Here is a 26,000-nt window from a genome sequence, read left to right on the forward strand (position 1 = left end):
CTGTCAAATTTACCGGTCCCGGGTAGACGATACGCTGCATTGCGGCAAGTGGTGTCCGCAGGAATCCACTGATGAAACCATGTCCCGGGCCGCCTTCCGCACAGTGAATAATCGGTGGAGTTTTTGTTTTTCGGACGGAAATTGCGTGTTCGCGCGTAGACAGCGCTTCGTTGAAAAACTAATGCATGCATTAATTTTGTCACTGGCAAGTATACGAAGAGTTCTTTTTGGTGGGTCGCGCGGCGAGACAATATCGGGCGCAAGTCTCACGTAGATGATTGTCTGCGATAACTAATTTTCTAAGGGGGTAAGGGATGTATCAGATCAAGGAGGGTCTGGGCTTCCAGTTGTCTTATGCAGCCAGATTGATCGAACGGCGTTTCGAGGAGGTCTTGTCGCCACATAAATTGACACGTTTGATGTGGTGCACCCTTGTCATGGTGGACCACTATGCGATCACGAAACCGTCTGATATGGCAGATTATCTCGGTGTAGACCGGACGGCGATCTCCCGCGTTCTACGGTCGCTTGAAAAAGCCGGGCTGATCGACCGTGTGAAGAGCGAAGATGACGGCCGGGGACGGGATGTGTTTGTAACTGGGGAAGCGCGGGCAAAGCTGGCCGCGCTGATGCCGCACGCCGGCGAGACCGCCCGGCATTTTTCATCGAAATTGTCCGAGGCGGAGGAGCAGGAGCTGAAGCGGCTTCTTGCCAAGCTCTCAAGCGGTGAAGCTCGGGAAACCTCCGGAATTTAAGCCGCACATCTACCGGGTGGGCCTGTGCCATTGTCAGCAGCCGACCGTTTCTCCCAGCGTTGTTTTGCCTTATCGTTGCCGGGGCGGGAGGAAGTCCATGACATGGTTTAAAGCATCTAGGTTCGCCGGGTTTTTGACACTGGCATACTTGGCGGTTTCGCCGCCCCCCACGGCCAGGGCGTTTCCTGTTGCGCAAGAGACCCTACGGTCTGTGGTGTCTGTCCTGCCTGTTTGGCCTGGCCGGCCACAGGGGGGGCGTGGTGCGCCCCTGGGGTCCTCTCCGGAAGGGTCGGGCGTGGTGGTGGCAAAGGGCGGATTGATTGCCACCGCGTATCACGTGGTTGAGCCTGCTGAGCGGATTGATATCCGGCTTTCCGACGGACGGATCGTGCCGGCGGCTCTGGTCGGATTTGATGCGGCCAGCGATCTGGCGCTGTTGAAGGCCGATATTGATCTGCCTGTTTTCAAAACCGGTGCTGTACCGGCACCGGGGTCTCCGGTGTGCTCAATTGGCAATGCGTATGGTCTGGGCGTGTCGGTAGCTTGCGGCGTCGTTTCTGCCTATCCGGTCACAAATGCGGGCTTCAACGAGGTCGAGGATTTTATTCAGACCGACGCGGCCGCCAATCCGGGCAGTTCCGGCGGCGCGCTGGTCGACCGGGATGGCAAACTCGTCGGGATGATGTCGGCCATCTTCGCGGCCTCGGGCGGGACCAATATTGGCGTGAACTTTGCAGTTTCGGCGGAGCTTCTGGTGCGCGTGGTGACAAACCTGGCGCAGGATGGGGCGGTTGCCTATCAGGATCCGGGCTGGCAGCTGGACGTGCTGCCGGCCGCGCTGCAGAGGCACGTGTCCGGCGTTCTGGTGGCCGCAGTCGAAGCCGGGGGAGCGGCAGCGCGAAGCGGCGTGCAATCCCGTGACATTCTTCGCCGCATTGGCGGGCGTGCGGTTCAAAAGCCACGCGATGCCGTCGCCGCACTTGCGCTTGCAAACCCCGGGCAGATGATCACAGTTACTCTGATGCGGAACGGCGGTGAGATCACACTCAAATTGCCGCTCGCGGGCAGTTCCGTCAGCCGGGCTGCAGGAAACCGCGATGCCACATGCCCCTACACGCCGCGGCTCTGCGCCATGCGGCAGGCCGTTTTCCCGGTTGCAGCGTACGATCCGCTCGCCAGCGCGACCCGCATCGGCCCGGATTTACTGGTGACCAACCGACACGTGGTGGCCGATGAAAGCACCGCACGTGTCTTCACGCCCGAGGGGCCGGTGGAGGCCGTTGTCATTCCCAGTTCTTATGGCGGCGACCTTGCCCTGTTGCGGGCCGGGGGGCTTCCCGAAGGCGGCGCGTTTTTCGATCTTAAAGGATCGCCGGCCACAGCGGGGCCGCTTCATGTCATTGGCGCAGATCCGGCGCGCCGGGAGGTTAGGGTCTTCCCCGGTGGACTTCAAACGCTCGGGCCGTCGCCCGAGGCGCTGTATGGCCGTTTGCAGGTCACAAGTTTCATGCAACCCGGTGTGAGTGGCGGCGCTCTCGTCGGCCAGGACGGACGGCTGGCTGGGATCGCGGTTGGAGGCGGAGAGGGCCGGTTTGAGGCAATTCCGGCCGAGGATGTGCAGGCATTGCTGGAGGGGCGCCAGGATGTAGACGCTGACAAAACGCAGCAGCGTTTGGGTCAGGCGCTCCGGTCTTGCGCGGACCGGGTCGGAGCTCCCGGGGTGCCCGGCGAGGCCGCTGAAACCCGATTGGCAGACACATGTGCAAGGGCGCAGAACCTTGGTCTCATGATAGAATCCGGGCAGGTCCTCGGGCGGCTTGGAGCCTATGATAAGGCGATCTCACTGCACCAACAGGCCGTCGAACAGGCACCCAACTCGTTAAATGCAAGACTCTCCCTCTTGGTCTCGCTGCAACTGGCCGGACGGTTTGAAGCCATGCTCCCGCATGCACGGTTTCTTTTGGAGCATGCAGAGCCTGAGGCCGACCTGGTTCGGCGTATATTGCAGGCAGCTGTCTGGGGAGGTGACCGCAGTCTTGCCGAAAGAGTCGTCGCGCTCATGGAAGAGAACAATATGAGGGCGGCTGCATCGGCGCGCCGCTTTTTGGAAAACCCGCCGCCGGCGCCACCATCCCGCCATCCTTGATGGGTTGGAAGGGCAGGCTTAAAGGCAGGCAAGCCGACGATCTCTTGGCATTTTGAAAGGTGCCGCCGAAAAACGGCCATTTACACATCAAGCCCGGCGGAAAGAACCCGCCGGGCTTGATCTGCTCCCCTCCAAACGACACTCCCGCCTGGCTCTGGGTGATGGGTTTCCGAAAGTTTGCACAGTAACATTCCGGTGAATCAACGTTGACTGAAGTTGCGGCCGGGATCAAGCCGCCCGGGCACGATCCGCTCAGCCGGGAGGGTTGTTCTCTTTGAACGGCCGTTCGGACAGGTTGTATTAATAATTATCGATAATAAATTTTTCGCAGGGATCCCGCTTATCTGCTCTTTTTTAAGCCGATACAGCCGCAAATTGGTCTGCAATTTTCACCACAGCCCAATAATTGCGCTCTGCAAGCGCATGCACCAGCTCACGTAAGAGTGATCAATCGGGCCGTGCACTGATTGCACGTGTTCGTCCTGTTTGCACATTATCAACAGGCTGCCAGGTCCGGACAACTCATTGCCGGAACAGAAAGCGGGTGTTCTGGCGTCTTGGTTGGCGTCACCACGGCCTGGTCGCCAGGCGACAGGTCTCTCGCTGCCTGCATGCAAGGAGTGGTCGAATCGGTGTATTCTGTCGAATACAATTACATTCCTAGTTATTTAATGTATTCATTGTTCTGGGGGCGCTTTTTGACTGTGATGCGCGATACTTGGTCATACGCCGTTTTTTCGAATTACATCGAGTAGTTTTTAAAGTGATGACTTAAAGGAAATCTAAGGTTGTATGTGTTTTGATGTACTCTGAACTGAACAATTTCAAGTCGTGTAGTGCTAAGTGGTTATACGGGGTTGAATACAACTGTTGACTGGTGTGTGTGATAGTATCACGCACCCATTGCGATCTTGGATTTATTACTGCAACCGTGTAATTTGATATTTCGATAAGTGTCGAAATAAACTAAGTGGTTGGTTCAATTGAGTTAAGTCCGTTATATTAACGCTTTATTATTTGTGAAAGTGTCGTTATACTGTCGCATGTGGTCGATGGGGCCACGTGCACAGTAACTTTTACGGCGCCTTTGGCGCCGTTTTTTTTGGCCGCTTAATAAAAGAGGTGTATTTATTAAGCGGCAAACGCTTGTCCCTGCGGCAGCTACGGCTTGTTCGGCCTAACATGCAGCGGAGCCGGGAATTGCGTGCACTGCCCTGGCGTCCTATAACCGCAACGCATTTGGACTGGGCGCGAAGGTGGCCCGGTGGCCCGGTGGCCCGGTTGCATGGGGCAATGGACGGGTTGCCGACATAGTCCCGACCGGCACGACAGTGTTTTCGGCTTGCAAGTGGGCAGCGGCCGGCGAAATTTGAATGAAAACTATGACCAGAACCAAAGTTGCTTTGAGCTACAGCGATCCGGCAAAACATCCCCGTTTTGCAGTTGCGCCGATGATGGATTGGACGGACCGGCACTGCCGGGCCTTTCATCGTCAGCTCAGCACACATGCCTTGCTGTACACCGAGATGGTGACCAGCGGGGCGGTCATCCATGGTGACCGGGACAAACTGCTCGGATTTGATGAAATCGAACATCCGGTTGCCTGCCAGCTCGGCGGGTCGGACCCAAGGGACATGGCCCAGTCTGCGCGCATTGTCGAGGCGTACGGATATGACGAGGTGAACATCAATGTCGGCTGTCCGTCGGACCGGGTCCAGTCCGGCAGCTTCGGAGCATGCTTGATGCAGCAGCCGGACGTCGTCGCGGCGTGCGTTGAGGAGATGAAGGCTTCAGTGTCGATCCCCGTGACGGTCAAATGCCGGATCGGCGTGGACGAACAGGATCCGGAGCCGGCGCTTGATGCGATGGCCGATGCCGTTTTCGCAGCCGGTGCCGATGCGCTGTGGGTGCATGCCCGCAAAGCCTGGCTGCAAGGGTTGAGCCCGAAGGAGAACCGCGACATCCCGCCGCTCGACTACGGCCGGGTGCTGCGGTTAAAGCAGCGGTACCCGGACCGATTCATCGGCTTGAATGGCGGGCTTGCCGATCTTGACCAGTCGGTCCCGTTTCTAGCCGACCTGAACGGCGTCATGCTCGGGCGCGCGGCCTACCACACGCCCCAAATCATGGGGCAGGTCGACCAGCGCCTTTACGGGCAGGATACCGGTGATGTCTCGCCCTGGCAGGCGGTTGAAGCCTACTTCCCCTATATCGAAGACAAGCTTCAAAAGGGCGTGCGTCTGGCGCATATGACCCGGCACATGCTCGGATTGTTCCACGGCCGGCCGGGCGCCCGTTCCTGGCGGCGGATCCTGACTGTCGAAGCCATCAAGCCCGGCGCAGGTTTGGAGGTGGTTGAAAAGGCGTTGTCGGCCGTGCGTCCGCACGATGTGCGTGAAAACCACATTGATGCCGATGCAGGCGCGGATATCGCCTCTGGCCATGCAGCCTAGAGCAGGTTAACAGACACTGCACTTCCTCGTTTCCGACAGGACCTCATGGACATATCCTTGCTTTCAAACGAGGCCATCGGCCTCGGACTCGCGCTCCTGGCGTCAGGGGCGGTGGCCGGGTTCATGGCGGGGCTGTTCGGGATTGGGGGCGGCGCGGTTCTGGTCCCGGTTCTCTACCAGTTTCTGACGGTGCTGGGTGTTGACGAAAGTGTGCGCATGCACGTCGCCGTTGCAACATCACTGGGCATCATTGTTCCCACATCCTATCGCTCGTTCATGTCCCACAAGAAACGCGGGGCGGTTGATCTTCAACTTCTGAAATCCTGGCTGATTCCGCTGCCGGTTGGCGTTGTGGCAGCGGCTTTTGTGGCCGCTTATGTGTCTGGAGATGCGCTGAAAGGGATCTTTGCCTTTTGTGCATTCGTCCTTGGCCTGCGCATGCTGGCGAACAAGTCGCATTGGCGGCTTGGAGCCGACATTCCGGGCGAGCCAATCCGGTCGGTCTGCGGCGCCATGATCGGGTTTTTCTCAACGCTCATGGGCATTGGCGGCGGCGTCATGAACAACACATTCATGACCCTTTACGGGCGGTCGATCCATCAGGCTGTCGCAACCTCTTCCGGAACGGGCTTGATGATCTCCGTTCCCGGCACGATCGGGCTCATTTGGGCCGGGTGGGGCGATCCCGCCTTGCCAGCGTTTTCGGCAGGCTATGTCAATTTGCTGGGCGTTGCGCTGATTATCCCGGTCACAACGTTTGCGGCGCCCTTTGGGGTAAAGGTTGCGCACGCCATGCCGCGCCGGCGCATGGAAGTGTTATTCGGCCTGTTTTTGTTGGTGGTCGCAGCCCGTTTCTGCCTCAGCCTGTATGAGTGATGGCGCTTTACGGCGTCATGATCAGGCGGTCACCTTCAATGCGCCAGCTGCGCAAGCGATCCAGCCCGGTCATGCCCAAAAGGCTTGTTTCAAGTGCGCCTTCACGGGCAACGAAACCGCGAATATCTGAGAACCGGGCATCGGCGATCTGAAGCGTATCCAGCCGGATCGGGGCAACCAGCGCCCGTCCATTTGCGGTCGAAACCGGAACCGTGAATGACAATTCCGAGGGATGAAATCCCGCCCGTTGTGCATCGGCACTCGTCAACACCACCGCACTTGCGCCGGTATCCAGCAGAAAGTCGATCGGTGCCCCGTCAACCAGGGCATTCACCCGGAAATGACCACTGGCGTCGCGCACGACCATGATTGATCCATCCGGTTGTTCGACGGCGAGCCCCGGGGCCAGGGCGCCAAGCACCCGGTATCCGCCGTTGACGAGATCGTGCCGATACGCATAGCCGGCAACGAGCAGCAGCATGATGCCGCCCCAAACAAATATCCCTTTGAAAATATCCTTCACGCTTGCCGGTCCAAATACGAGACTTGCCACAAATATGGCTGCAAGCGCAGTGAGCGCGACAAGACGCGGACCGGTTTCATCGAAGTCCAGGTTTTCCGGCTTCATCTCAAAGCCGGACAGGAACTGGATGACCGCCCAAACGCAGACCAGAATCAGCAGTCCGACGACAAGTCCGCGGAACGCATTTTTCCAACCCATGCTCAGCTCGCAACCAAGGTCTGCCGCCGCCGTTCGAGATCCGCCATAACCTGATCGCGTTGTGTGTCGTTCATCCGGCTCCACGCCGCGATCTCGTCCAGGGTCCGGAAACAGCCGAAGCAGGTCTGGCTTGCCTGATCGATTTTGCAAATTTTGATACAGGGCGACTTCATGAGCGGATGTAGGGTCTGTTCACTGTGGTTGCTAGGCTGGTCGAGGTTTGAATGTATTAAAGCTTGGTCAACTGATTCTCACCGCGCGCCAGCCCCAAGGGTAAACGGTGCGGTGATGATCGTCACGGGCAGAGTTACGGCAGTTTGTGCTGTCGATGCGACAAGGCTACCAAGGTCCTGGCTGGCCGTTGTCAGTGCGTCATCCTTGTTCGGGTTCAAGTCACCAAGTTGTCCTTGTGACAATAGCGAACGGATTTCGGGTGCAAATTCAGCAAGTTGGGCAAATTTCGAGTGATGCGCACTGTCTTCGGATTCAACCTCGGTCAAGTCCACGACGATCGCACCTAGTTCTGCCAGTTCCTGATCGTCGGAATAGGCTCCGACCCGTTCTTTTCCTCCGGCAATTGCTCGTGACAGCCGCAAGGCCCGGTCGTCTTTTGACACGATGACGATGTAGGGCTTGGGTGGTTTGCCCAAACGCCGCAATTGGGCCTTGAAGAGATCAATATCGATGTCCGGTGCAGCCAGGACGACCTGCTGGATCCTCTGGTTGATCACCCTGCGATCAGCGGCCGATACGCGCGCCGCAGTTTCAAGCAGCAGCCAGTTGCCCATCGAATGCGCCAGGATGACAATTTCGTCGGCATTGGATTGAGCGAGGTTTCTAATGGTCTTTTCCAGCGCATCCCGGGCGATAGCTGCGCTGTTCAGGTCATAGACGTAGTCCTGAAGGTTGCCGCGTGAGGCCCAGGTAAAGAATACCGGGACGCCGGGGAATTTTGAATCATCTACAAACTGGGCAAACCGGTAAAGCCCTTCGGCAAAGCGCGTATTGTAGCCGTGAATGAACAGAAAAACGGTTCTCTTGTCCTTCGGCAGCTGCGCCAAACGCCGGTTCAAACGCTGTTTGAAGGCTGCCTCGCCATCGATGTAGCCGGCCTTTCGGGTCACGAAATCTGTATTCGGGTCCCCGGGAAACTTGCTCGGCCACTCAATCTGGCCCGGGACGTGTGTTGGCGGGACTGAAATGGTCACCTCGGCAAAGTCAACGCCCTGTTCCCGGCGTTCGCCGTTGAAATACGTGTCGGGGCGGTCATCGCGCTGGCGCGTCGTCACAACCATGATGTCATGCGGCCGTGCGCCTGGCGCAGGATCTGCCGAGATAGCCAGCACACCCGCGTCTGGACGCGTGCTGCACGCCGCAAGCAACAGGCATGCAGCCAGCGCGAGAAGCCAGCTTGGTGTCTTTAGGGTGTCTCTTCGGATTAAGGTCACGCAGATCTCAACGGCCGGGGCTTGTTTCACTTGATGGTCGGGCGCCCCGTGTGCGGTGCGTCATGGATGTTTGCCAATCTTTGATCAGGCATGCAAACACAAATGTGGAACTTTTTTCCTCTACGGCAAAAGCAGGATCCCGAAAAGAAAGCCCAGGCCGGATATTTGCTGAATGCCGCCAAGAACATCGCCGGTCTGGCCTCCGATTTTCGCACGGGCCAAACCGGCCAGGGCCCAGGCCGCCAAACCTGCGCACAAGGTGCCTGTAGCCAGCGGAACAGCCGGCAGCATCGCACTGGCCAAAGCCACGCATGCAAATCCGGTCACCGCCGCCTGCACTGTGGCGCCTGCATTTGGCGTCCCGAACCGGGCGCCCAGACCTTCCGGACGCGCGGGCGGGAGGCGGTGCCATTGCCAGACAAGCAGGCTGCGGCTGAAAATTTCGCAAGTCATCAGGGCCGCAGCAGCGGCGGCAGGCCCATAGCGTTCCAAGAGACCGGCCAAAAGCACCGCACGCAGGCCGATTGCGATCACCAGCGCCAGCGCGCCAAACGCTCCGATGCGGCTGTCTTTCATGATGTCCAGCCGGCGTTCGCGCGCGGCGCCGCCAAAGAAGCCGTCCGCGATGTCGGACAGGCCGTCTTCATGCAGTGCGCCGGTCACCATGGCCAACGCGGCGCAGGTCATGATCCCGGTCGCAAGCGGGGGCAGGGCGCTCAATCCCAGAAGGAACAGCAAGAGGGCAGCTGGCAGGGCCACCACGAGCCCGGCAAGTGGTGCCGCGCGTGCCATTGTTGTGAAGTCGGGAAGTGCGGTTGGATCGTCAAAGCCGCCCAGACGCGGTACGGAAAGACGGGAGAAAAAACGGACGCACGCAGCAGTGTCAGCGACAATGCGCGTGACCGGATTGCCGCCCTGGGAAGACGAAATGCCGTTTTTTGACGTGGATTGCTCGCTCATGGTGACCAGTGTAACGGTTGTTTTTCTCTGAGTCGCCGTTATAGATCGGCGGCTTGAACGCGGCAATTCCAATCCCCAGGGGCCACGACCACATGTCCTTATCCGACACCGCTCTTCCTTTTGACGATATTCGCAATCTGATCCGATCCCTGCCTGGGCCGGACGAAGAGGCGATCAAGGCGGTGCAGGCGCGGGACGCGCAATTGACCAAACCGGCTGGTGCGCTTGGCAAACTGGAGGATCTGGCGGAATGGCTCGCGGCCTGGTCAGGCAAGCCCTCTCCCACAGTGACCCGTCCGCTTGTCGCAATTTTTGCAACGGCGCACGGCGTTGCGGACAAGGGTGTTTCTGCCTTTCCAAGCGAAGTGAACCGTCAGATGGTCGAAAACTTCGCCGCGGGCGGGGCTGCGATCAACCAGATCTGCCGGATCAACGATATCGGCCTGAAAGTCTTCGATCTTGCGGTGGATATCCCGACCCCGAGCATCACCGAGGAAGACGCGCTGGACGAAGCCAATTGCGCAGCAACCATGGCCTACGGCATGGAAGCCCTGGCAGGCGGCATCGATCTGATCTGCCTCGGCGAAATGGGCATCGGCAACACCACCGTCGCGGCGGCTGTGTTGAACGCCTTGTTCGGCGGATCCGCTGACGAGTGGATAGGCCGGGGCACAGGCGTCGACGATGAGGGCCTGGCGCGCAAGCGTGCGGCTGTCGAGGCAGCGGTTGCCCGTCTTGGGAGCGAAAAAGACCCGCTGGAAATCCTCCGCCGCACAGGCGGGCGGGAGATTGCGGCCATGGCCGGACTGATCATTGCCGCCAGGCTGCAGCGGGTGCCGGTGATTGTCGATGGTTTCGTCACAACGGCCGCGGCCGCGGTTGTTTATGCGCTTGATCCGGACGGGCTGGATCACTGCGTGTTCTCCCATGTTTCGGCCGAAGCAGGGCACAAGACAGCGCTTGCAAAAATGGGCAAGACGGCCTTGTTCGACTTCGGCATGCGGCTGGGAGAGGGAACAGGTGCCGCCCTGGCTGCGGGGATTGTCAAGGCGGCGGCCGAAACGCATACCGGTATGGCCACCTTCGCCGATGCCGGGGTGTCCGGCAAGGAGGCCTAGGGCTGCCCGTCAGCCGCCGGCAACGATCTTTGTGTCCTGCGACCCCGAAAGCGCCTCATCGGATGGCTCCGGCTTTGATTTCGGCCGCATCGCTTCTTCAAGCTGATCTTCGGAATAGTCCATCACCCGCGACTTGGGCAGGGTGAACAGGGCATCCGTACCTTCGCGCAATTTGGATTTCAGGGTGAACCGCCCGCCATGCATGGCAACGAGGGCCTGAACGATGGACAGGCCGAGACCGGTGCCTTGCTCTGCGCTCTTGATGGCGAGCGAGCCCTGACCGAAGGCCTCCATGACCACCGGGATCTCTTCCTCTGGAATCCCTGGGCCGCTGTCCTTGACCGATACATATTGGCCGCCGCCGGAAGTCCAGCCCACGGTGATTTTCACGTCACCGCCCTTCGGCGTGAATTTCACGGCGTTGGAAATCAGGTTGAGCACCACCTGCCGCAGGGCGCGTTCGTCCGCCCACACTTTCGGCAAGGTCCCCTCGTGTTTTTCAGAGATGGTGATTTCTTTGGCCTTGGCGCGGATCTGCATCATGCCGATGCATTCCTCGACAACATCGCCGAGGAGGAGCGCTTCTTCATGCAGTTCGTGACGTCCGGCCTCGATGCGCGACAGATCGAGGATCTCGTTAATAAGGTTCAAGAGATGCTGGCCTGATCCATGGATGTCCGCCGAATAGGACTTGTAATTCGCATTGGCGATAGGCCCCAGAACCTCGTCCTTCATGATTTCCGAAAAACCGAGAATGGCGTTGAGCGGCGTGCGCAGTTCATGGCTCATGGTTGCCAAAAAGCGGGATTTTGCCATGTTCGCCGCTTCCGCGCGGCGCCGGGATTCGTCTGACAACGCGTTTGCCGTCTCAAGCTCGGCGATCAGGTGGTCCTTTTCGGCGCGGTATTCCAGCATCGTGTTGGCGTTCTTGATAAGCTGGTTGCCGAGGATCAGGAAAAAGCCCTGTGCGCCGATGGCCATGGCCGCGAGCGTGTAGTGGATCGGGGAGGCTTGCTGAAGGAACGCGAAAGTCACGGTCAGCGTGATCGGCAAGGTGCTGGCCAGCAAGGCCCGGGGCAGGGTCGCCGACTGCATGGTGTTCATCGCAATCACGATCAGCATGGCCGCAAACTGAAACACCAGATGGCCTTCATTGGTCGGTTTCTGCGTTGGCAGGAGGAAAAACAGCGACCAGGCCGCGCCGTATAAAAAATCGCCGAGCGAGAACCAGTTCAACCAGTATTTTCGTGCCCGCACCTCCGACGAGCTGCGCTCATAGGCCGCGCACATCGCCACCATCATGAAGTGGGTGGCAAAAGCGAACAGCACCCACGCGCCGACCATCACGTAAGGAACCCACAAGATCGAGATCGCGGCAACGATCAGTGCCAGCATCGGCACCGCGTAGGCTGCGCTCAGCCGCGTGTCTGCAAAAAGATGCTGGCGTTCTTGTTCAAAATTGCTGCGTTTTGGATCGAGATTGGCAATCGAACCCCGCATATCCTTGATCGTCCGCGCCATTTCCCGCCGGCGTTCGGCTCGCTGGCGGTTGATGGTGCTTTTGCGATCACCGATGTTGTGCGCATTGGAGTCCATTCAGCAATTAAAACCGGTTTTCGAAGTGTTGATTGTCATCCCTGTTATTAGATGTTGTGACTCATCATTCCTTAAGATCACCCTCAAACACGTGGTAAACAGAAGGTAAGCAGGATCACTAAATTGCAGGATAAACCGCACTTAACGCCTGACGCTCTGGCCGACAGGATCCGCGCTTGCCGGATCTGCCGGGACACTCCGGAAAAGGATCCGCTGCCGCATGAGCCGCGCCCGGTCCTTCAGGTTTCGGCCACTGCGCGTGTGTGCATTTGCGGGCAGGCGCCAGGAACACGTGTACATGCCAGTGGGCGGCCGTTCACAGATCCCTCGGGGGATCGGTTGCGCGCCTGGATGGGTGTTGATGAGGCCGCATTCTACGACCGGGACAAGCTGGCCATCGTGCCGATGGGCTTTTGCTTTCCCGGTCTCGATGCCAAGGGCGGTGATCTGCCGCCGCGCCCCGAATGCCGCAAAGCCTGGCATGATGACTTGTTCGCCGCGATGCCGCAGCTCGAGCTCATTGTTCTGATCGGCCAATACGCGCAGGCCTATCACCTGGGTCCGCACCGCCGAAAATCGCTGACCGAGACGGTAGCGGCCTGGCAGACCTATCTGGAGGCTGATCGCGCCCCGGGAGCACCCGCTTTTGTGCCGCTGCCGCACCCGTCCTGGCGCAACAATGCGTGGTTGAAGAAGAACCCGTGGTTCGAGACGAACCTCTTACCGGTCCTGCGCAAAAAAATAGCCCGGCTGTTAGCGCCGGGCTTTTGAAGTTTGGGGAGTAGAGGAGGGCCCGTCAGTTGGCAACATCCGCAGGAGCAGCGGTTGCGTTGACTGGCAAGTCCTGGCGCTGGCTCCAGCCGACCATGCTGTCATCGTAGAGCGTCACGTTCTTCCGGCCGAGCACTTCGTTCAGGACGAACCAGTTGGTTGCCGCCCAATGGCCCGTGTTGCAGTAGGAAATGACCGGTTGTTCGTCACTGCCGAAGTTGGCGGGTATGAGCTTTTCAAGAGCGCTGCCGTTTTTCAGCCGGTTGGTCTCCGGGTCATACAAACCGGCTTGGTCGATGTTCACTGCTCCCGGCAGGTGACCGTAGCGCACGGCCTTTTTGTGCTTGGCCTTGCCCTTGAATTGGTCTTGCGGCCGGCCGTCCAGCAACACGATGTTGCTGTCCAGGGCCTCGGCGACCTGGTCGGTCGATACCAGAAGATCCTCATTCACCTCCGCAACAAACAGGTCGCCTGTTGGTGTGACGTCACCCGTCTGCAGCGGGCGGCCTTCCGAAGCCCAGGCTTGATGACCGCCATCCAGGATCGCAACGGCCTCATGGCCAAGATACTTGAATGTCCAGTAAATTCGGGTCGCGGCGCCGAATTCCAGGCTGGACGTGCCGGCCGGAACGATCACCACTGCCTTGTCCCCAGATACTCCGAGATCCGACAGGGCTGCCTCAAGTTTGTCGACCGACGGCACGACACCGGCGACGCCGTTGCGCTCGGTACGCCAATATCCTGGATATTCACTCCATAGGGCGCCGGGAATATGCGCCTTGAGGTAGTCATCACGGCCGGCCTCGGCGATTGGCGAGCGTATGTCGAGGACAATGAGATTGTCGTTTTCAAGATTGTTGGCAAGCCACTGGGTGGACACAAGCGGGGTGACGGCCGGCGCACTCGCCTGGGCGGTCGCGACTGAGCCTATTGCACTGGCCAAGACCACGGCAGCAAACCGGCTGACGGAGGTCGCTATCGCTGTCAGCATGAAAACGCTCCTTCTCTGCGGATGGGAAAAATTTTCTCTATCATGCCGGTAATTGACATTCGCCATGGAATTCGGCAAGGAAAACACCGCACTTCAGAAGAAGAAAAATCTAATATTCCGCCTAAAGTCCCGGCCTTTGGAAATGCGTTCTAGGAACTGCGCCGTTTTTGGAAACTATGACTGTCTGCCACCGGGGGCGTTTGGGCCGGGAACACCTTTTGAGCGAAAGGACGCTTGATGATTGACCGTATTGACCGCCGGATCCTGTCCATTTTGCAGGAAGACTGCACGGTGCCGGTCGCGGAAATCGGGCGCCGGGTCGGGTTGTCCACGACGCCATGCTGGCGGCGTATCCAGAAAATGGAAGAGGAAGGTGTCATCACCGGGCGGGTGGCGATCCTCGATCCGAAAAAGGTCAATGCCAAGGTGACCGCCTTCGTCTCGATCACCACCAACCAGCACTCTGAGGATTGGTTGAAGAAATTCGCCGATGTCATTCGGGAGTTCCCGGAAGTTGTCGAGTTCTACCGGATGGCGGGGCAGGTGGATTATCTCTTGCGGGTCGCTGTGCCGGACATCGAGGCTTACGACAGCTTCTACAAGCGCCTGATCGCGAAGATCGATATCGGCGATGTGTCGACCACCTTTGCCATGGAGCAGATCAAGAACACTTCAGCCTTGCCGCTGCAATATGTGGCCGCTGAAAAGCCGCGCGCTGAAGAGCGCTGACATCAGATTTGGGTGGAGGCGCGATTTATCCGTCGTTGGGGGATTTTCGAACCCGCCTCCGCAAGACGCAGGCGGGTTCGTATTTAGTGGCCCTGCCGCCTGTCTTTTCATGGTTTGATCATGGCATTTATACAGCCACAGTCGTCCACGAATAACGGTCAATCACCATATACTGTTGCGCCATGTTTGCGCCTTAGTATCGACTGTTTCGCGATTGCGGCTCAGGATGAAACAGAATTTCAACAGTATGCGTATGTCTTTATTGTCTATTCATGTTGTTGGTGTTTTCGTTGGTAAGTAAATTTTTGACTAATTGGAAAAAATTAGGACAACATGGCTGTGTTTCATATAATAAAAACGGTTTAGATGTTAATGTATTTAAATAATGCGATTTCGGGAGTGGGCTATGTGATTCATAGAATTAGTTCTATGGAGATTTTATATGGCTTATGCACTTTCACTTAACAATAAATACGCTTCCCTTGCCCTTTCAAAAAAGCCGTTGGACGAAAACGATGCTGCTTCCGACAAGGCGGTCTTGTCACCTGCGCCAAACAAACCGAAGTTGACTGTGTCGGCGCAGCAAAAGTCCAATTTTAAAAGGAAGATAAAGCCTGACATCGCAGATCCGCAAATACTTTTGAATATGGTGTCAGAAAAAATCACGAAAATCGGAAATTCGATAACGGCAAATCAAAGAATGGGGCTTGAGAGCCACAAGAAAATACTCAACGAATACATCAAGTCTGGAATCAAAATTACACCCAATGACTCACAGGCTATCATCCAAAATGTAAACGAACACATAGGCAGTCTCCTTAACAATGAAGCTCCGGTTGCAAGACTAACTGACTACAGTGGTCAAAGGGCGTTCATTAGAAATGAGGTGCGGCAGAACAAGTTTGCAGCCGAGGACCTCCCCATGATCCAGTTGGATGTAGTGCAGGAATTGTGGCCAAGTGGACCGCTATTTTGAGCTGACTGGCATCGTCGTCCCGGATCATCCTCACCGGTTTAGGCAAACCTTATTCGATGATTTGACCATGGGGTCGATCGTATAACTGTTTTGCCGGAGCGCTGGTATATGCTGCCAAGTCTGGATCCAGGATATCGAAAAACCGTGGACCACACTGTCCATCGGCAACAGGAGAAGAGCAGATGTGTCCGCAAAATAGCCCAATGCCGTGCCGTACCAGACATGGTAGTTGAGTGTTTGCGAACCCGGTGCCCGGCCGTGCCCGGACACCGGCTCAGCAAACCGTTACTTTTTCTCGGCGTTCTCCAGGCGAGCGATCAGGCTGGACGTGTCCCAACGGTTGCCGCCCATGGCCTGGACTTCCGCGTAGAACTGGTCGACCAGTGCCGTTACGGGCAGGCGCGCGCCAGTGTCATTGGCGGTCTTGAGGCAGATGCCCAAATCCTTGCGCATCCAGTCGACCGCGAAGCCGAAGTCAAACTTGCCGTCGGTCATTGTTTCCCAGCGGTTTTCCATCTGCCAGGATTGGGCGGCGCCGCCTTTGATCGCTGAGATGACCTTGGGCACATCCAGGTCCGCCTTCTTGGCAAAATGGATCGCCTCGGACAGGCCCTGAACGAGCCCAGCAATACAGATCTGGTTGACCATCTTGGTCAGTTGGCCGGCGCCGCTTTCGCCCATCAAGCCGGCAAATTTGGCAAAGCACTCAATCGCCGGTTTCGCCTGATCGAACACGTCCTGGTCGCCGCCGCACATTACCGTCAGAACACCGTTTTCCGCACCCGCCTGGCCCCCGGAGACTGGAGCGTCGATGAAGCCACAACCTTTTTCCTTGGCTGCCTGATAAAGTTCGCGCGCGACTTCGGCGGACGCCGTCGTGTGATCCACGAAGATCGCTCCGGATTTGAGGCCATGGAAGGCTCCGTCCGGGCCGGTTGTCACCGAGCGCAGGTCATCATCATTGCCGACGCAAGCAAATACGATGTCACAGCCTTCTGCAGCAGCTTTCGGTGTCGGTGCATGGGCGCCGCCATATTCGGTAACCCATTTTTCCGCCTTTGCAGCCGTGCGGTTATACACCGTGACGTCATGGCCACCCTTGGTTTTCAAAAAACCTGCCATTGGGTAGCCCATGACACCCAAACCGATGAATGCAACCTTTGCCATGAAAACCTCCCGCGCAAAGAAAGACCCGGATCACACCGGGCCAGAAAGTCAATAATACCAGCTGGCTTGTTCTAGGGCATCGGCGCGGTTCTGTCAGGCCCATTCGCGGCGCCGGACCTTTGCCAAAAAAGAAACGGTCCGGCGGGGTGACCGGACCGTTTTAAAGAATGCAACGCCGCGCTGTGGGGCTGGGGGGAGGGTGCGCGCGGGATCACATCCAGTAGTGGGGATGCCAGTAGAGTGAATTCTCTTGTGGCGTCTCCGGTATTTTTTCCTTCCCGCGTGCGGGGCGCATGTCCTGCGACCGGGCGGAGAAGCGGGAAAACAGGGAGGCGGCAAAGCTCAGAATGTGTTTGGAGGACATGACTTTATCTGTTTCTTTGCCGTTTTGCTTTCCTGATTAATATATAGATGACGGTTAGAATGGTTTAAACTTAAAAAATTTTCATTTTTTGCTTATTATTACTTCATGAATATTTTGTAATGTAGTGAAGTGAAACGTCCGCGCCGGACGGTGGACGGCGCGGGCGCTCAACACACCTTTGGCAAGCAAGCCGGCGGACGGGCCGCTTACAGCCAGTACGGGCTTCGGTGCCACAGCCGGGAATGGCGCAGGCGTTTCTCGCTGGCCGCATCCAGATGATGCTGTGTGCGGGGGTCCGGGCGTGTGAATGTGGTAAAGCGGTTTGCCAGTTGGTGTGCATATGTATTAGCCTGATAGTTCATCTTACAGTCTCCTGCGCTGTGTATGCTCTTAAAGTGGATTATTTATCGGATGAATGCGACTCAAGAAGATTTCTCAAATGTAAGGTCAAATTACATATGAAGTGGCGGGACCTGCCATCGTTGGCCAGCCTACGTGCCTTTGGTGCGGTGGCTCAAACCAAAAGCCTGTCTGCGGCGGGGCGGGAGCTGAACGTCACCCATGCGGCCATCAGCCAGCAGATCAAAAGCCTGGAGGCGCATCTGGGCTTGCTGCTGGTGCAAAGGGAGGGCCGGGGTGTCGCTCTGACACCGGAGGGTCTAAAGCTCAGCGAGGGGTTGAACGAGGGCTTTTCAAGGATCGCAGAAACAATTGAAGCGCTTTCAAAGGCCAATGCGAACCGGCCGCTGAGCATCACCATGACGCCGACCTTTGCCGTCAGCTGGCTGATGCCGCGCATTTCTGACTTTCGCGAAAAACACCCGGACATAGAGTTGATGCTCAACCCGACGGCCAGCCTGGTGACGCTGGAGCCCGGCGGGGTGGATCTCGCGATCCGCTACGGCGATGGCGACTGGCCGGGCCTGGAGGCCGAGCTGCTTCTGCCGAGCAACTACGTTGTTGTAGGAGCAACTTGTCTTGTTGGCGATGCGCCTGCGTTTAAGCCGCAGGATCTGTTGCAGTTTCCCTGGCTGCAGGAGCTGGGCATCAATGAGTTGTCTTTGTGGCTCCAGCAAAATGGTGTTGTGGCCGAAACCCGCCCGAATGTAACCGAGCTGCCCGGATACATGATCCTGGACGGGGTGCGGCGCGGACATGGCATCACGGTAATGCCGAAAGTCTTTGTTTTATCGGAAGTCGAGGCTGGAACCTTGCGGGTCTTGTTCGAGGACATCCGGAGCGAAGGATCGGGGTATTACATTGTCAGCCGGCCTGGTGTGATCCGTCCCCCCGCAAAGACATTCATCTCCTGGCTGCGGGCGCATTGCTGCGCCCCGGCTATGGGTTAAATCACCGCGAGATGTGAAAAAAAACGCCGGATACGGAACGGAAAACGTCCAATCCGGCCTCGTCACCAAATGGCGCGATCCTGTACAGTACCGGAAAGTACGGTTCTTGAGGAGACGACGCACATGGCCAATTTTGACTGGCACGCGGAGCGCAGCGATTTGTCGGGCATTGCCTTGCTCGACCGGGCGCCGGAAAGCGAAGGCATTGATCTGGCGGCCGTGCGGCTGTACCGGCGCCAACGGGTGCGGGACAAAATGGCGGAATATGGTGTGGACGCCGTGATCCTATCCGATCCGGTCAATATCCGCTACGCCACCGGCACACGCAACATGCAGGTCTTTTCCCAGCGCAACGCGCCGGCGCGCTACCTGCTTTTGACGCAGGACCGGTCGATCCTGTTCGAGTTTACCGGCGCCCTGCATCTTGCGAACGGCTACGAGACGGTGGACGAGGTACGCCCTGCTGCGACTGCGAGCTTTGTTGCCGCCGGGCCGGACATTGCCGCGCGTGAGCGGCGCTGGGCGATCGAGATGGCGGACACGGTCACCGGCCTTGTCGGCAAGGGCGCCACGCTGGGGCTGGAGCGGCTGAATGCCGGGGTCGCAATCGCGCTCAAGGACTGCGGGCTGACCATTGTCGATGCCCAGCAGCCCGTCGAGATGGCGCGGGCGATCAAGTCGCCGGAAGAAATGAAATGCGTGATCGCCTCGCTGCGCGCGACCGAGGTCGGCGTCGGCAAGCTGCGGGCCGCAATCCGGCCCGGCATGACAGAAAACGAGTTGTGGTCCGTGCTGCATCAGTCGGTGATTTCCCAAAATGCCGACTATTGCGAAACCCGGCTGTTGAATGCTGGCGCGCGCACCAATCCGTGGTTTCAGGAAACTTCGTCCAACATCATTGGCGAAAACGAGCTGATTGCGCTGGATACCGATGTGGTCGGCTGCCATGGATATTATTCGGACTTTTCGCGCACGTTCCATTCGGGCCCGGACAAGCCGAGCCCGGTGCAGCGCGAGCTTTACAAGACGGCCCATGAGCAGGTGCACCACAATATGGGCATCCTGAAGCCGGGCATGAGTTTTCGCGATTATGCGGACCGCGCCTGGAACATTCCCGAAAAATACTACGAGAACCGCTATTACCTGTCGGCCCATGGCTGCGGCATGACCGGTGAATATCCGTATCTCTATCACCACGGCGATTTTCCCGACGCGGGCTATGACGGCATTGTCGAACCGGGCATGACCTTGTGCGTTGAAAGCTTCATTGGCGAGGCGGACGGCAAGGAAGGCGTCAAGCTGGAGCAGCAGGTGCTGGTGACCGACACCGGAATCGAGCTCTTGTCGCAGTTTCCGTTTGAAGACGAGCTGCTGCGTTAGGACGCGGTGGCGCATGTGAGCCTCCCCGCCGTGGGGCGGTGAGGCTTTGAACCTGCTATGCGTGGTGCCCCAGCCGACGTCAGATTTCGGCGAGGGCCTGATCCAGGTCGGCTTTCAGATCACCCAAATGCTCAATGCCGACCGACAGGCGCAGCATGTTGCCGGGGATGCCGGACTCTTCGCCTTCAATCGTGTACCGGTGTTCGACCAGGCTTTCGACGCCGCCCAAAGACGTCGCGCGCTGAAACACGTTGAGGTCGCCGACCGCTTTCAGGGCCTCCTCCTTGCTGCCTTTCACCAATATGGACATCAACGAGCCGTATCCGCCGCTCATCTGGCCGGCGGCCAGGGTATGGGCCTTATGGCTGGCAAGGCCCGGATAAAGCACTTTTTCGATTTTTGGATGTGTTTCCAGAAACTCCGCCAGGGCGAGAGCATTCGCGTTCATGCGCTCTACCCGGAGGCCGAGCGTGCGCAGGCCGCGCAGAAGCAGCCAGGCCTCAAACGAGCCCATCACAGCCCCGGCCAGCTTGCGCTCCTCGCGAATGAACGTCCAGGCATCGCTGTCCTTGTCGCGGGTGGTGACAACACCGCCTAAAAGATCGGAATGGCCATTGAGGGCTTTGGTGGCCGAATGCATGACAAGATCTGCACCCAAATCGAGCGGCTTGAGGACCAGCGGAGTGGCGGCTGTTGCGTCTACCGCCAGAACCGCGCCCACTGGCTTGCAGTGCTCAGAGATGCCGCGGATGTCAGCAACTTTCAGATACGGGTTGCTCGGCACTTCGATCCACACCAGATCCGGTTGAGAGACGGTGATGTCGTCGGCGAAGCTTTGAAGGTCGGCGGCGTCACTTTCGACCAGCGCGATGCCGTTGCGCTCACAATGCTTGCGCAAGAACAACGTGGTGCCCCAATAAATCCCCGATTGCAGCAAAATGGTTCCGCCGGGTTTGACAATCCGGGCAACGGCAGCAACGGCAGCCATGCCCGACGCGAAAAGGCGGCTTTCCTGGCCGTTTTCCAATGTGGCGATCAGATCCTCGGTCTTGCGGAACAGGGTGTTGTCGTCGCGGCTGTAAAGATGCGACGGACTGATCAGCTCATAGGCTTCGTCTCGCACGAAAGTGGTGGCTGTTGGAACCGGTGGTGTGACTGCGCCGGTGGCCGGGTCGAAGCCGCCGCCGCCATGGGCAAGCAGTGTTTCGGGGTGAAGCCGCGAATTGCGGGTGTCCTGAGCCATGGTTGGCCTCCACTGAAAATGACAAATAAACGGATGAAAAACGGGCAGGTCCTGAAGCGCCTCAGCGCTTCAGGTGCCGGGTGAGGCGGGCCTCGAATTTGTCCCAGATACGGCGCAGCGTTTCAACGATAAGGAGATAGAGCACCGCTGCCCAGATATAGGCCTGGAAGTCGTAGGACCGGGAAAACGCCCGCCGGGTCTCGCCCATCAGGTCGTAAATTGTCACGATCGAGGCAATCGCAGATCCCTTGATCATCAGAATGATCTCATTGCCGTAAGGCCGCAAAGCCACCATCAGGGCTTGTGGCAGGATGACCTTCACAAAGATGACTGCCTTGGAAAGTCCAAGCGCCTGTCCGCCTTCCCATTGGCCTCTCGAGACATTTTGAATTGCCCCGCGCAGGATCTCGGCCTGATAGGCGGCCGTGTTCAGCGAAAACGCGAAGATCACGCAATTGAACGCATCGCGGAAAAAGCTCCAAAGCCCGATGGATTGCAGCTCTGGCCGGAAGGTCCCGGCACCGTAATAGATCAGGAAGGTCTGGGCGAGCAAAGGTGTGCCGCGGAAGAAGTAGACATAACCATAAGCCGGCCAGCGGAAGATCCCCAGTTTCGACGACCGGGCCAGGGCGATCGGGATCGACAGCGCGGCGCCGATGGCCAGTGAAATGGCGACGATCTGGACGGTGATGAAAAACCCATCGACATATTCGCCCCAGTATCTTTGGACGAAAGGGCTGCCGATGTTGAGGGCGAGGTAATAGACCAGATAGGCGCCGGAAACGATCCACAAGGCCATCAACACATGGCCGGTAATCCGTCCCCCCGTCCATTTGCGGGCCTTGGGGGGAGGGGCGCTCATGCCGGTCGCCGGATCAGCAGCTGTCATCGTGCCGTGTCTCCCCGTTTCGACCAGGCCTCAATGCGCGTCAACCCGGCGGAGGAAATCATGGCAAGGACCAGATAGATAAGGCAGGCAATGCCGAAAAACAGGAACGGCTCCTTGGTGACACGCGCCGCGATCCCCGCCTGGCGGACCAGATCGGACAGCCCGATCACGGAGACAAGCGCAGTTTCTTTCAAAAGGATCAGCCACAAGTTTCCGAGTGCGGGCAGAGCCAGGCGGATCAGTTGCGGCAAGACCACGAGCCGAAGTGTCTTGAACCGCGAAAGACCAAGCGCATAGCCGCCCTCATATTGGCCTTGCGGGATGCCGCGAAAAGCCGACAGGAAAGCCTCCGATGCATAGGACGAGAACACCAGCGCCAGGGCCACCATACCGGCAGCGAACGAGTTGACCTCGATATATACGTCCAAACCCATGAGCTTGGTCAGCTCTTGAATGCCGATCTGCACCCCGTAATAGACCAGAAACAGGGTCAGAAGTTCCGGCAATCCGCGGAAAATCGTGGTGTAGATATTAGCCGCCATGCGCACCGACGGTTCATCCGATTTCTTGGCAAGAGCGATGATGAACCCGAGCACAAGCCCGAAGGGAAGCGTTGCAATGGCGAGCGATATCGTCACCAAAACGCCTTCAGCGATCTCGTCGCCCCAGCCCTGATCCCCGAAGGAAATGAGCGTCAGAACCTCGTCCATGGGTTTGCGCTGCTTTCTTGTCGTTGTCCGATTGTTCTTTGCACCCGCTTGTTATTCTCAAGCGGCTATAAAAAGAGCGCGGCGGTGTTGCGCGCCGCGCTCCTGCTTGGAAGGTCTGAGATACTCAGCCGCCATACACGTCGAACGTGAAGTACTTGTCGTTGATTTCCTTGTACTTGCCGTTCTCAAGAATGGCAGCAATCGCTTCGTTGAACTTGTCGCGAAGAGCCGTGTCTTCCTTGCGGATCGCAATGCCTGCGCCTTCGCCGTTGATCACCGGATCCGGTGTCAGTGTGCCCAAGAGCTTGCAGCATGCGCCATCGTCGGTGTCCAGCCACTCGGACAGGACCACAACATCATCAATCACAGCGTCGATGCGGCCGTTTGCGATGTCGAGCTTGTACTCGTCCGGTGTCGGGTAGAGCTTAAGTTCGGCGCCGGAGATTTTTTCTTCCGCATAGTTCGAGTGCGTTGTGGAAGATTGCGCGCCAAGCAGAACGCCGTCCATCTCTTCAACGCTGGTGATGCTGCTGTCCTTCGGAACGGCGATCGCCGGCGGCGTGTTGTAGTATTTGTTGGTGAAGTCGACTTTCTGCTTACGCTCTTCGGTGATCGACATGGACGCAATGACCGCGTCGAATTTGCCTGCTTGCAGCGCCGGGATCATTCCATCCCAGTCCTGGGTGACGAATTCACACTCGGCATTCATCTGTTCGCAGAGCGCTTTGGCAACGTCGATATCAAAGCCGACCAGCTGGCCGTCAGCAGTGAGGGTGTTGAATGGAGGGTAGGCGCCTTCGGTCCCGATCCGGATCTTGTTCCAGTCATCAGCCTGAGCGGCGCCGACACCGGCTAGGACAACGGCAGCTGCTGCAGCCAAACGCAGAATACGCATGTTTTATTCCCCTGAGATTTGTCATTTGGGGCCTTGAGGACGGTGTTCGTCCAAAACGCCCAAGCGTCATATTCCCAACACTTTTTCCGAAATTTCAACCGTATTCAGCAAAAATTTAAAGTTGACACCGTCCTTGCCAGACATCCTGCGCTGATCATATGATGAGCTTGGCTAAGAAATAGGCGGTCACTTCAATTGAACGCAGCGTCACTCTGCGCGTTTTGCGGAAGCGGCAGAAGAGGGCTCAACCTGTCGATGCGTCCATCAATACCGGCCGTGCTTGTGAAAAAATCTTGTCTGATGAAACGGGAGGCGCGCAGAAAGCGCCTGCGGCGTTGAAAAACGCGGTCATATCCGACACGAACCGGCGGACTTTCAGCGGGATATAGCGGTTCGACGGATAAACGGCATGAATCGGGTGAGCCGGGTACATCCAGTCGGGCAGGATGACTTCGAGCGCGCCGCTGTCCAGATGCGGTTTGGCCAGCCAGGACACCGCCGGGCTGATGCCAAGGCCCGACAACGCCGCATGGCGCAGCGTTGCCGAATTGTTGATGACCATCACCGGGGAGACGGGAATGCTGGTGCGTTTGCCGCATGTGCCCTGCAGGGCCAGTTGCCCATCGGCAGCGGTGCGCGGATAAAGCAGAAAATCGTGGTGCTTGAGATCGGCGGGCGTTGCCGGACGCCCGCGCCGGTCCAGATAGTCGGGTGACGCCACAAAACAGCGGTGGGCTTCGCCCAGTTTCTTCACAATCAGCCGTTCATCGCGGATGTCACCCATGCGGATCGCCACATCCACCCGCTCTTTTTGCAGATCGACAAAATCGTCGGTGAGCTGGATGTCCAGAAAAATATCCGGGTGCGCCTTCTTGAACCCGACAACAAACTCGGCCAGGACGGTTTCGGCAAAACCGACCGGAAGACTGACGGCCAGCCGGCCGCTCATCTGCGCTTCTGCGCTTTGAACCGAACGGTCCGCCTCGGCAATTTGTTCAAGGATATCGCAAGCATAGGCAAAATACCGCTCGCCGGCCTCTGTCATAGACAACCGTCGGGTGGTCCGGGTGATCAGCCGGGTGCCAAGGGTTTCCTCCAGCGTACGAACCTGTTGGCTTACCGCTGGTTGGGAAATGCCCAGATGGGCGGCTGCTGCGGAAAAACTGCCCAGTTTGACCGCATGAACGAAACTTGTCAGGGCACTGATCTTGTCCATGGTGACCGCCGTTTTGCTCGAAATCGCACATTATTCATAAGTCTGTCTTTGAGTTCTTATAAAAATTTGACCGCTTTAAAATCCAGAAAAATAAATCAATTGACGGGCATCGCTTGCGTAGCCAAGCATATTCCATCCGGGCGAAGGCCAAAAAAGGGTGGAACGCAAAACGGCAAGGAGACTGTCATGAACGAAGGAACAATTTCACTTAACCGCCGCGGATTGCTCGCCGGCGCACTGACCGGCGGCGCGGCGGTTGCGGCGGCTGGCGGTCTTAGCCTGACTGCAGGCAGTGCCGAGGCTGCAGCCCCCCTTGCGGGCGCACCCATGGCAGGAGCCTTGCGCCGGAAGGTCGGCGCGTTTGAAGTCACAGCATTGCTGGACGGGTATCTGCAGCTCGGTCCTGAGTTGATCATCGGTCTGGACGATGCGGAAGCTGCTAAATTGCGCAAGGCAGCTTTTGTCGAAGGCACGGCCCTGACCGGGCCGGTCTCTGCATATCTGGTCAACACTGGCGACAAACTAGTGCTCATTGATGCGGGCACCTCCGACAAGATGGGGCCAACGCTGGGCCATCTTGGCAAGGCGCTTGAGGCGGCTGGCGTGACGCCGGACCAGATTGATGCGGTTTTGATCACTCACATGCACCCGGATCATCTGTTCGGGGTTTTGACGCCTGCGGGCGGCAAGGCGTTTCAAAATGCCGAATTGATCCTGCCGGAGACCGACAACACGTTTTGGTATGATGATGCCAATATGAATGCAGCGCCCGAACAGTTTAAACCGTTTTTCCTGGGTGCGCGCGCCGCGGCAGATGCCTACAAATCGGCCCAGTCCATGTTCACCGGTGCAAAAGAAATTGTTCCCGGCATCACCGCAAAGCCGATGCCCGGGCATACACCAGGCCACACAGGCTATGTCATTGAGAGCGGCGGGGAACGCCTCATCATCGCGGCCGATGTGGTGCACGCGTCGGTTTATCAATTCGCAAAACCGGACTGGGCGATTGGATTTGACATTGATCCCGCAATGGCCGTTTCAGCGCGGAAAGCCTTCTTCGACGAAGCCGCTGCCGACCGGGTGATGTTCGCCGGCATGCACATTCCGTTCCCGGGCTTTGGCCATGTGGTCAAGGACGGTGAGGGGTATAGGTTTGTCTCGGCCGATTGGCCCTACACATTCTGACACCACTTGGCTGACACCATTTGGAAAACCGGCATGCGCGGCAAAGACGCGCCGCGCGTGCC

The 26,000-nt window shown here is 58.0% G+C and carries 24 protein-coding genes; 11 read left to right on the top strand and 13 right to left on the bottom strand.

Annotated elements, in window-relative coordinates:
* The first annotated feature begins 314 nt into the window (after positions 1–314).
* The 4 genes from JM93_RS08300 to JM93_RS08315 all read left to right on the top strand — a co-directional run bounded on the left by JM93_RS08300 (position 315) and on the right by JM93_RS08315 (position 6,230).
* Positions 315–755 (top strand): MarR family winged helix-turn-helix transcriptional regulator, encoded by a 441-nt coding sequence (locus JM93_RS08300; protein ID WP_145342192.1) that lies wholly within the window; start codon positions 315–317, stop codon positions 753–755.
* Positions 756–852: 97 nt separating this feature from the next.
* Complete coding sequence (locus JM93_RS08305; protein WP_145342194.1) at positions 853–2,901, top strand: serine protease; 2,049 nt, start codon at positions 853–855, stop codon at positions 2,899–2,901.
* Between the two features lie 1,382 nt (positions 2,902–4,283).
* A complete protein-coding gene (gene dusA, locus JM93_RS08310) occupies positions 4,284–5,354 on the top strand; it encodes a tRNA dihydrouridine(20/20a) synthase DusA (protein ID WP_145342196.1) in 1,071 nt (356 codons plus the stop codon).
* Between the two features lie 45 nt (positions 5,355–5,399).
* A complete protein-coding gene (locus tag JM93_RS08315; RefSeq protein ID WP_145342198.1) occupies positions 5,400–6,230 on the top strand; it encodes a sulfite exporter TauE/SafE family protein in 831 nt (276 codons plus the stop codon).
* 7 nt (positions 6,231–6,237) lie between these two features.
* On the opposite strand, the gene JM93_RS08320 is transcribed toward JM93_RS08315, so the two are convergent.
* From JM93_RS08320 to JM93_RS08335, 4 genes are all read right to left on the bottom strand, one after another.
* Entirely contained in the window at positions 6,238–6,951 is a 714-nt protein-coding gene (locus JM93_RS08320) for a retropepsin-like aspartic protease family protein (RefSeq protein ID WP_145342200.1), read from the bottom strand.
* Positions 6,952–6,953: 2 nt separating this feature from the next.
* A complete protein-coding gene (locus JM93_RS08325; RefSeq protein ID WP_145342202.1) occupies positions 6,954–7,124 on the bottom strand; it encodes a DUF1289 domain-containing protein in 171 nt (56 codons plus the stop codon).
* 78 nt (positions 7,125–7,202) lie between these two features.
* Positions 7,203–8,399, bottom strand: coding sequence for an alpha/beta hydrolase (locus tag JM93_RS08330; protein ID WP_208995034.1), 1,197 nt, complete (start codon positions 8,397–8,399; stop codon positions 7,203–7,205).
* 120 nt (positions 8,400–8,519) lie between these two features.
* The gene (locus tag JM93_RS08335; protein ID WP_145342204.1) at positions 8,520–9,359 is read right to left on the bottom strand and encodes an adenosylcobinamide-GDP ribazoletransferase; all 840 of its coding nucleotides are present in this window, start codon (positions 9,357–9,359) and stop codon (positions 8,520–8,522) included.
* 92 nt (positions 9,360–9,451) lie between these two features.
* On the opposite strand from JM93_RS08335, the gene cobT reads away from it, so the two are divergent.
* Positions 9,452–10,477, top strand: coding sequence for a nicotinate-nucleotide--dimethylbenzimidazole phosphoribosyltransferase (gene cobT / locus JM93_RS08340; RefSeq protein WP_145342206.1), 1,026 nt, complete (start codon positions 9,452–9,454; stop codon positions 10,475–10,477).
* A 9-nt stretch (positions 10,478–10,486) separates the two neighbouring features.
* Here the strand turns inward: cobT and JM93_RS08345 are convergent, their stop codons facing one another.
* Complete coding sequence (locus JM93_RS08345; RefSeq protein ID WP_145342209.1) at positions 10,487–12,073, bottom strand: sensor histidine kinase; 1,587 nt, start codon at positions 12,071–12,073, stop codon at positions 10,487–10,489.
* Between the two features lie 114 nt (positions 12,074–12,187).
* Here JM93_RS08345 and JM93_RS08350 point away from each other — a divergent pair, with 114 nt between their 5' ends.
* Positions 12,188–12,844, top strand: a complete 657-nt coding sequence (locus JM93_RS08350; RefSeq protein ID WP_145342211.1) for a uracil-DNA glycosylase family protein — start codon at positions 12,188–12,190, stop codon at positions 12,842–12,844.
* A 25-nt stretch (positions 12,845–12,869) separates the two neighbouring features.
* On the opposite strand, the gene JM93_RS08355 is transcribed toward JM93_RS08350, so the two are convergent.
* Positions 12,870–13,835: a sulfurtransferase gene (locus tag JM93_RS08355; RefSeq protein ID WP_145342213.1), complete on the bottom strand. Its 966-nt coding sequence runs from the start codon at positions 13,833–13,835 to the stop codon at positions 12,870–12,872.
* A 237-nt stretch (positions 13,836–14,072) separates the two neighbouring features.
* Between JM93_RS08355 and JM93_RS08360 the strand changes: the two genes are divergently transcribed.
* Positions 14,073–14,564, top strand: a complete 492-nt coding sequence (locus JM93_RS08360) for an Lrp/AsnC family transcriptional regulator (protein WP_145342215.1) — start codon at positions 14,073–14,075, stop codon at positions 14,562–14,564.
* A 442-nt stretch (positions 14,565–15,006) separates the two neighbouring features.
* The gene (locus tag JM93_RS08365) at positions 15,007–15,540 is read left to right on the top strand and encodes a hypothetical protein (RefSeq protein ID WP_145342217.1); all 534 of its coding nucleotides are present in this window, start codon (positions 15,007–15,009) and stop codon (positions 15,538–15,540) included.
* Positions 15,541–15,825: 285 nt separating this feature from the next.
* Here the strand turns inward: JM93_RS08365 and JM93_RS08370 are convergent, their stop codons facing one another.
* Complete coding sequence (locus JM93_RS08370) at positions 15,826–16,707, bottom strand: NAD(P)-dependent oxidoreductase (protein ID WP_145342219.1); 882 nt, start codon at positions 16,705–16,707, stop codon at positions 15,826–15,828.
* 570 nt (positions 16,708–17,277) lie between these two features.
* Positions 17,278–17,433, bottom strand: coding sequence for a hypothetical protein (locus tag JM93_RS21705; protein ID WP_155197327.1), 156 nt, complete (start codon positions 17,431–17,433; stop codon positions 17,278–17,280).
* Between the two features lie 120 nt (positions 17,434–17,553).
* Here JM93_RS21705 and JM93_RS08375 point away from each other — a divergent pair, with 120 nt between their 5' ends.
* On the top strand, positions 17,554–18,420 hold the full coding sequence (locus JM93_RS08375; RefSeq protein ID WP_208995036.1) for a LysR family transcriptional regulator: 867 nt from the start codon (positions 17,554–17,556) through the stop codon (positions 18,418–18,420).
* A 123-nt stretch (positions 18,421–18,543) separates the two neighbouring features.
* Positions 18,544–19,800 carry a M24 family metallopeptidase gene (locus tag JM93_RS08380; protein WP_145342222.1) on the top strand — a complete coding sequence of 419 codons (1,257 nt, stop codon included), beginning with the start codon at positions 18,544–18,546 and terminating at the stop codon, positions 19,798–19,800.
* 79 nt (positions 19,801–19,879) lie between these two features.
* Here JM93_RS08380 and JM93_RS08385 read toward each other — a convergent pair whose 3' ends face one another.
* The 5 genes from JM93_RS08385 to JM93_RS08405 all read right to left on the bottom strand — a co-directional run bounded on the left by JM93_RS08385 (position 19,880) and on the right by JM93_RS08405 (position 24,753).
* Positions 19,880–21,043, bottom strand: a complete 1,164-nt coding sequence (locus tag JM93_RS08385) for a trans-sulfuration enzyme family protein (RefSeq protein WP_145342224.1) — start codon at positions 21,041–21,043, stop codon at positions 19,880–19,882.
* 61 nt (positions 21,044–21,104) lie between these two features.
* Positions 21,105–21,932: an ABC transporter permease gene (locus JM93_RS08390; protein ID WP_145342226.1), complete on the bottom strand. Its 828-nt coding sequence runs from the start codon at positions 21,930–21,932 to the stop codon at positions 21,105–21,107.
* Complete coding sequence (locus tag JM93_RS08395; RefSeq protein ID WP_145342228.1) at positions 21,929–22,642, bottom strand: ABC transporter permease; 714 nt, start codon at positions 22,640–22,642, stop codon at positions 21,929–21,931. Before JM93_RS08395 ends, JM93_RS08390 begins: the two co-directional genes overlap by 4 nt.
* A 124-nt stretch (positions 22,643–22,766) precedes the next feature.
* Entirely contained in the window at positions 22,767–23,537 is a 771-nt protein-coding gene (locus tag JM93_RS08400; RefSeq protein ID WP_145342230.1) for an ABC transporter substrate-binding protein, read from the bottom strand.
* A 244-nt stretch (positions 23,538–23,781) separates the two neighbouring features.
* On the bottom strand, positions 23,782–24,753 hold the full coding sequence (locus JM93_RS08405; protein WP_145342232.1) for a LysR family transcriptional regulator: 972 nt from the start codon (positions 24,751–24,753) through the stop codon (positions 23,782–23,784).
* A 186-nt stretch (positions 24,754–24,939) separates the two neighbouring features.
* Between JM93_RS08405 and JM93_RS08410 the strand changes: the two genes are divergently transcribed.
* A complete protein-coding gene (locus tag JM93_RS08410) occupies positions 24,940–25,938 on the top strand; it encodes an MBL fold metallo-hydrolase (RefSeq protein WP_145342234.1) in 999 nt (332 codons plus the stop codon).
* Positions 25,939–26,000: the final 62 nt, after the last annotated feature.

The sequence above is a fragment of the Roseibium hamelinense genome, from assembly GCF_007830545.1.
In the GTDB taxonomy this organism is placed as follows: Bacteria; Pseudomonadota; Alphaproteobacteria; order Rhizobiales; family Stappiaceae; genus Roseibium; species Roseibium hamelinense.

Bases quoted from the DNA above. Each gene is read 5' to 3' on its own strand.
- JM93_RS08300 (WP_145342192.1), top strand. From the start codon at position 315: ATGTATCAGATCAAGGAGGGTCTGGGCTTCCAGTTGTCTTATGCAGCC.
- JM93_RS08305 (WP_145342194.1), top strand. From the start codon at position 853: ATGACATGGTTTAAAGCATCTAGGTTCGCCGGGTTTTTGACACTGGCA.
- dusA (WP_145342196.1), top strand. From the start codon at position 4,284: ATGACCAGAACCAAAGTTGCTTTGAGCTACAGCGATCCGGCAAAACAT.
- JM93_RS08315 (WP_145342198.1), top strand. From the start codon at position 5,400: ATGGACATATCCTTGCTTTCAAACGAGGCCATCGGCCTCGGACTCGCG.
- JM93_RS08320 (WP_145342200.1), bottom strand. From the start codon at position 6,951: ATGGGTTGGAAAAATGCGTTCCGCGGACTTGTCGTCGGACTGCTGATT.
- JM93_RS08325 (WP_145342202.1), bottom strand. From the start codon at position 7,124: ATGAAGTCGCCCTGTATCAAAATTTGCAAAATCGATCAGGCAAGCCAG.
- JM93_RS08335 (WP_145342204.1), bottom strand. From the start codon at position 9,359: ATGAGCGAGCAATCCACGTCAAAAAACGGCATTTCGTCTTCCCAGGGC.
- cobT (WP_145342206.1), top strand. From the start codon at position 9,452: ATGTCCTTATCCGACACCGCTCTTCCTTTTGACGATATTCGCAATCTG.
- JM93_RS08345 (WP_145342209.1), bottom strand. From the start codon at position 12,073: ATGGACTCCAATGCGCACAACATCGGTGATCGCAAAAGCACCATCAAC.
- JM93_RS08355 (WP_145342213.1), bottom strand. From the start codon at position 13,835: ATGCTGACAGCGATAGCGACCTCCGTCAGCCGGTTTGCTGCCGTGGTC.
- JM93_RS08360 (WP_145342215.1), top strand. From the start codon at position 14,073: ATGATTGACCGTATTGACCGCCGGATCCTGTCCATTTTGCAGGAAGAC.
- JM93_RS08365 (WP_145342217.1), top strand. From the start codon at position 15,007: ATGGCTTATGCACTTTCACTTAACAATAAATACGCTTCCCTTGCCCTT.
- JM93_RS08370 (WP_145342219.1), bottom strand. From the start codon at position 16,707: ATGGCAAAGGTTGCATTCATCGGTTTGGGTGTCATGGGCTACCCAATG.
- JM93_RS21705 (WP_155197327.1), bottom strand. From the start codon at position 17,433: ATGAACTATCAGGCTAATACATATGCACACCAACTGGCAAACCGCTTT.
- JM93_RS08380 (WP_145342222.1), top strand. From the start codon at position 18,544: ATGGCCAATTTTGACTGGCACGCGGAGCGCAGCGATTTGTCGGGCATT.
- JM93_RS08385 (WP_145342224.1), bottom strand. From the start codon at position 21,043: ATGGCTCAGGACACCCGCAATTCGCGGCTTCACCCCGAAACACTGCTT.
- JM93_RS08390 (WP_145342226.1), bottom strand. From the start codon at position 21,932: ATGACAGCTGCTGATCCGGCGACCGGCATGAGCGCCCCTCCCCCCAAG.
- JM93_RS08395 (WP_145342228.1), bottom strand. From the start codon at position 22,642: ATGGACGAGGTTCTGACGCTCATTTCCTTCGGGGATCAGGGCTGGGGC.
- JM93_RS08400 (WP_145342230.1), bottom strand. From the start codon at position 23,537: ATGCGTATTCTGCGTTTGGCTGCAGCAGCTGCCGTTGTCCTAGCCGGT.
- JM93_RS08405 (WP_145342232.1), bottom strand. From the start codon at position 24,753: ATGGACAAGATCAGTGCCCTGACAAGTTTCGTTCATGCGGTCAAACTG.
- JM93_RS08410 (WP_145342234.1), top strand. From the start codon at position 24,940: ATGAACGAAGGAACAATTTCACTTAACCGCCGCGGATTGCTCGCCGGC.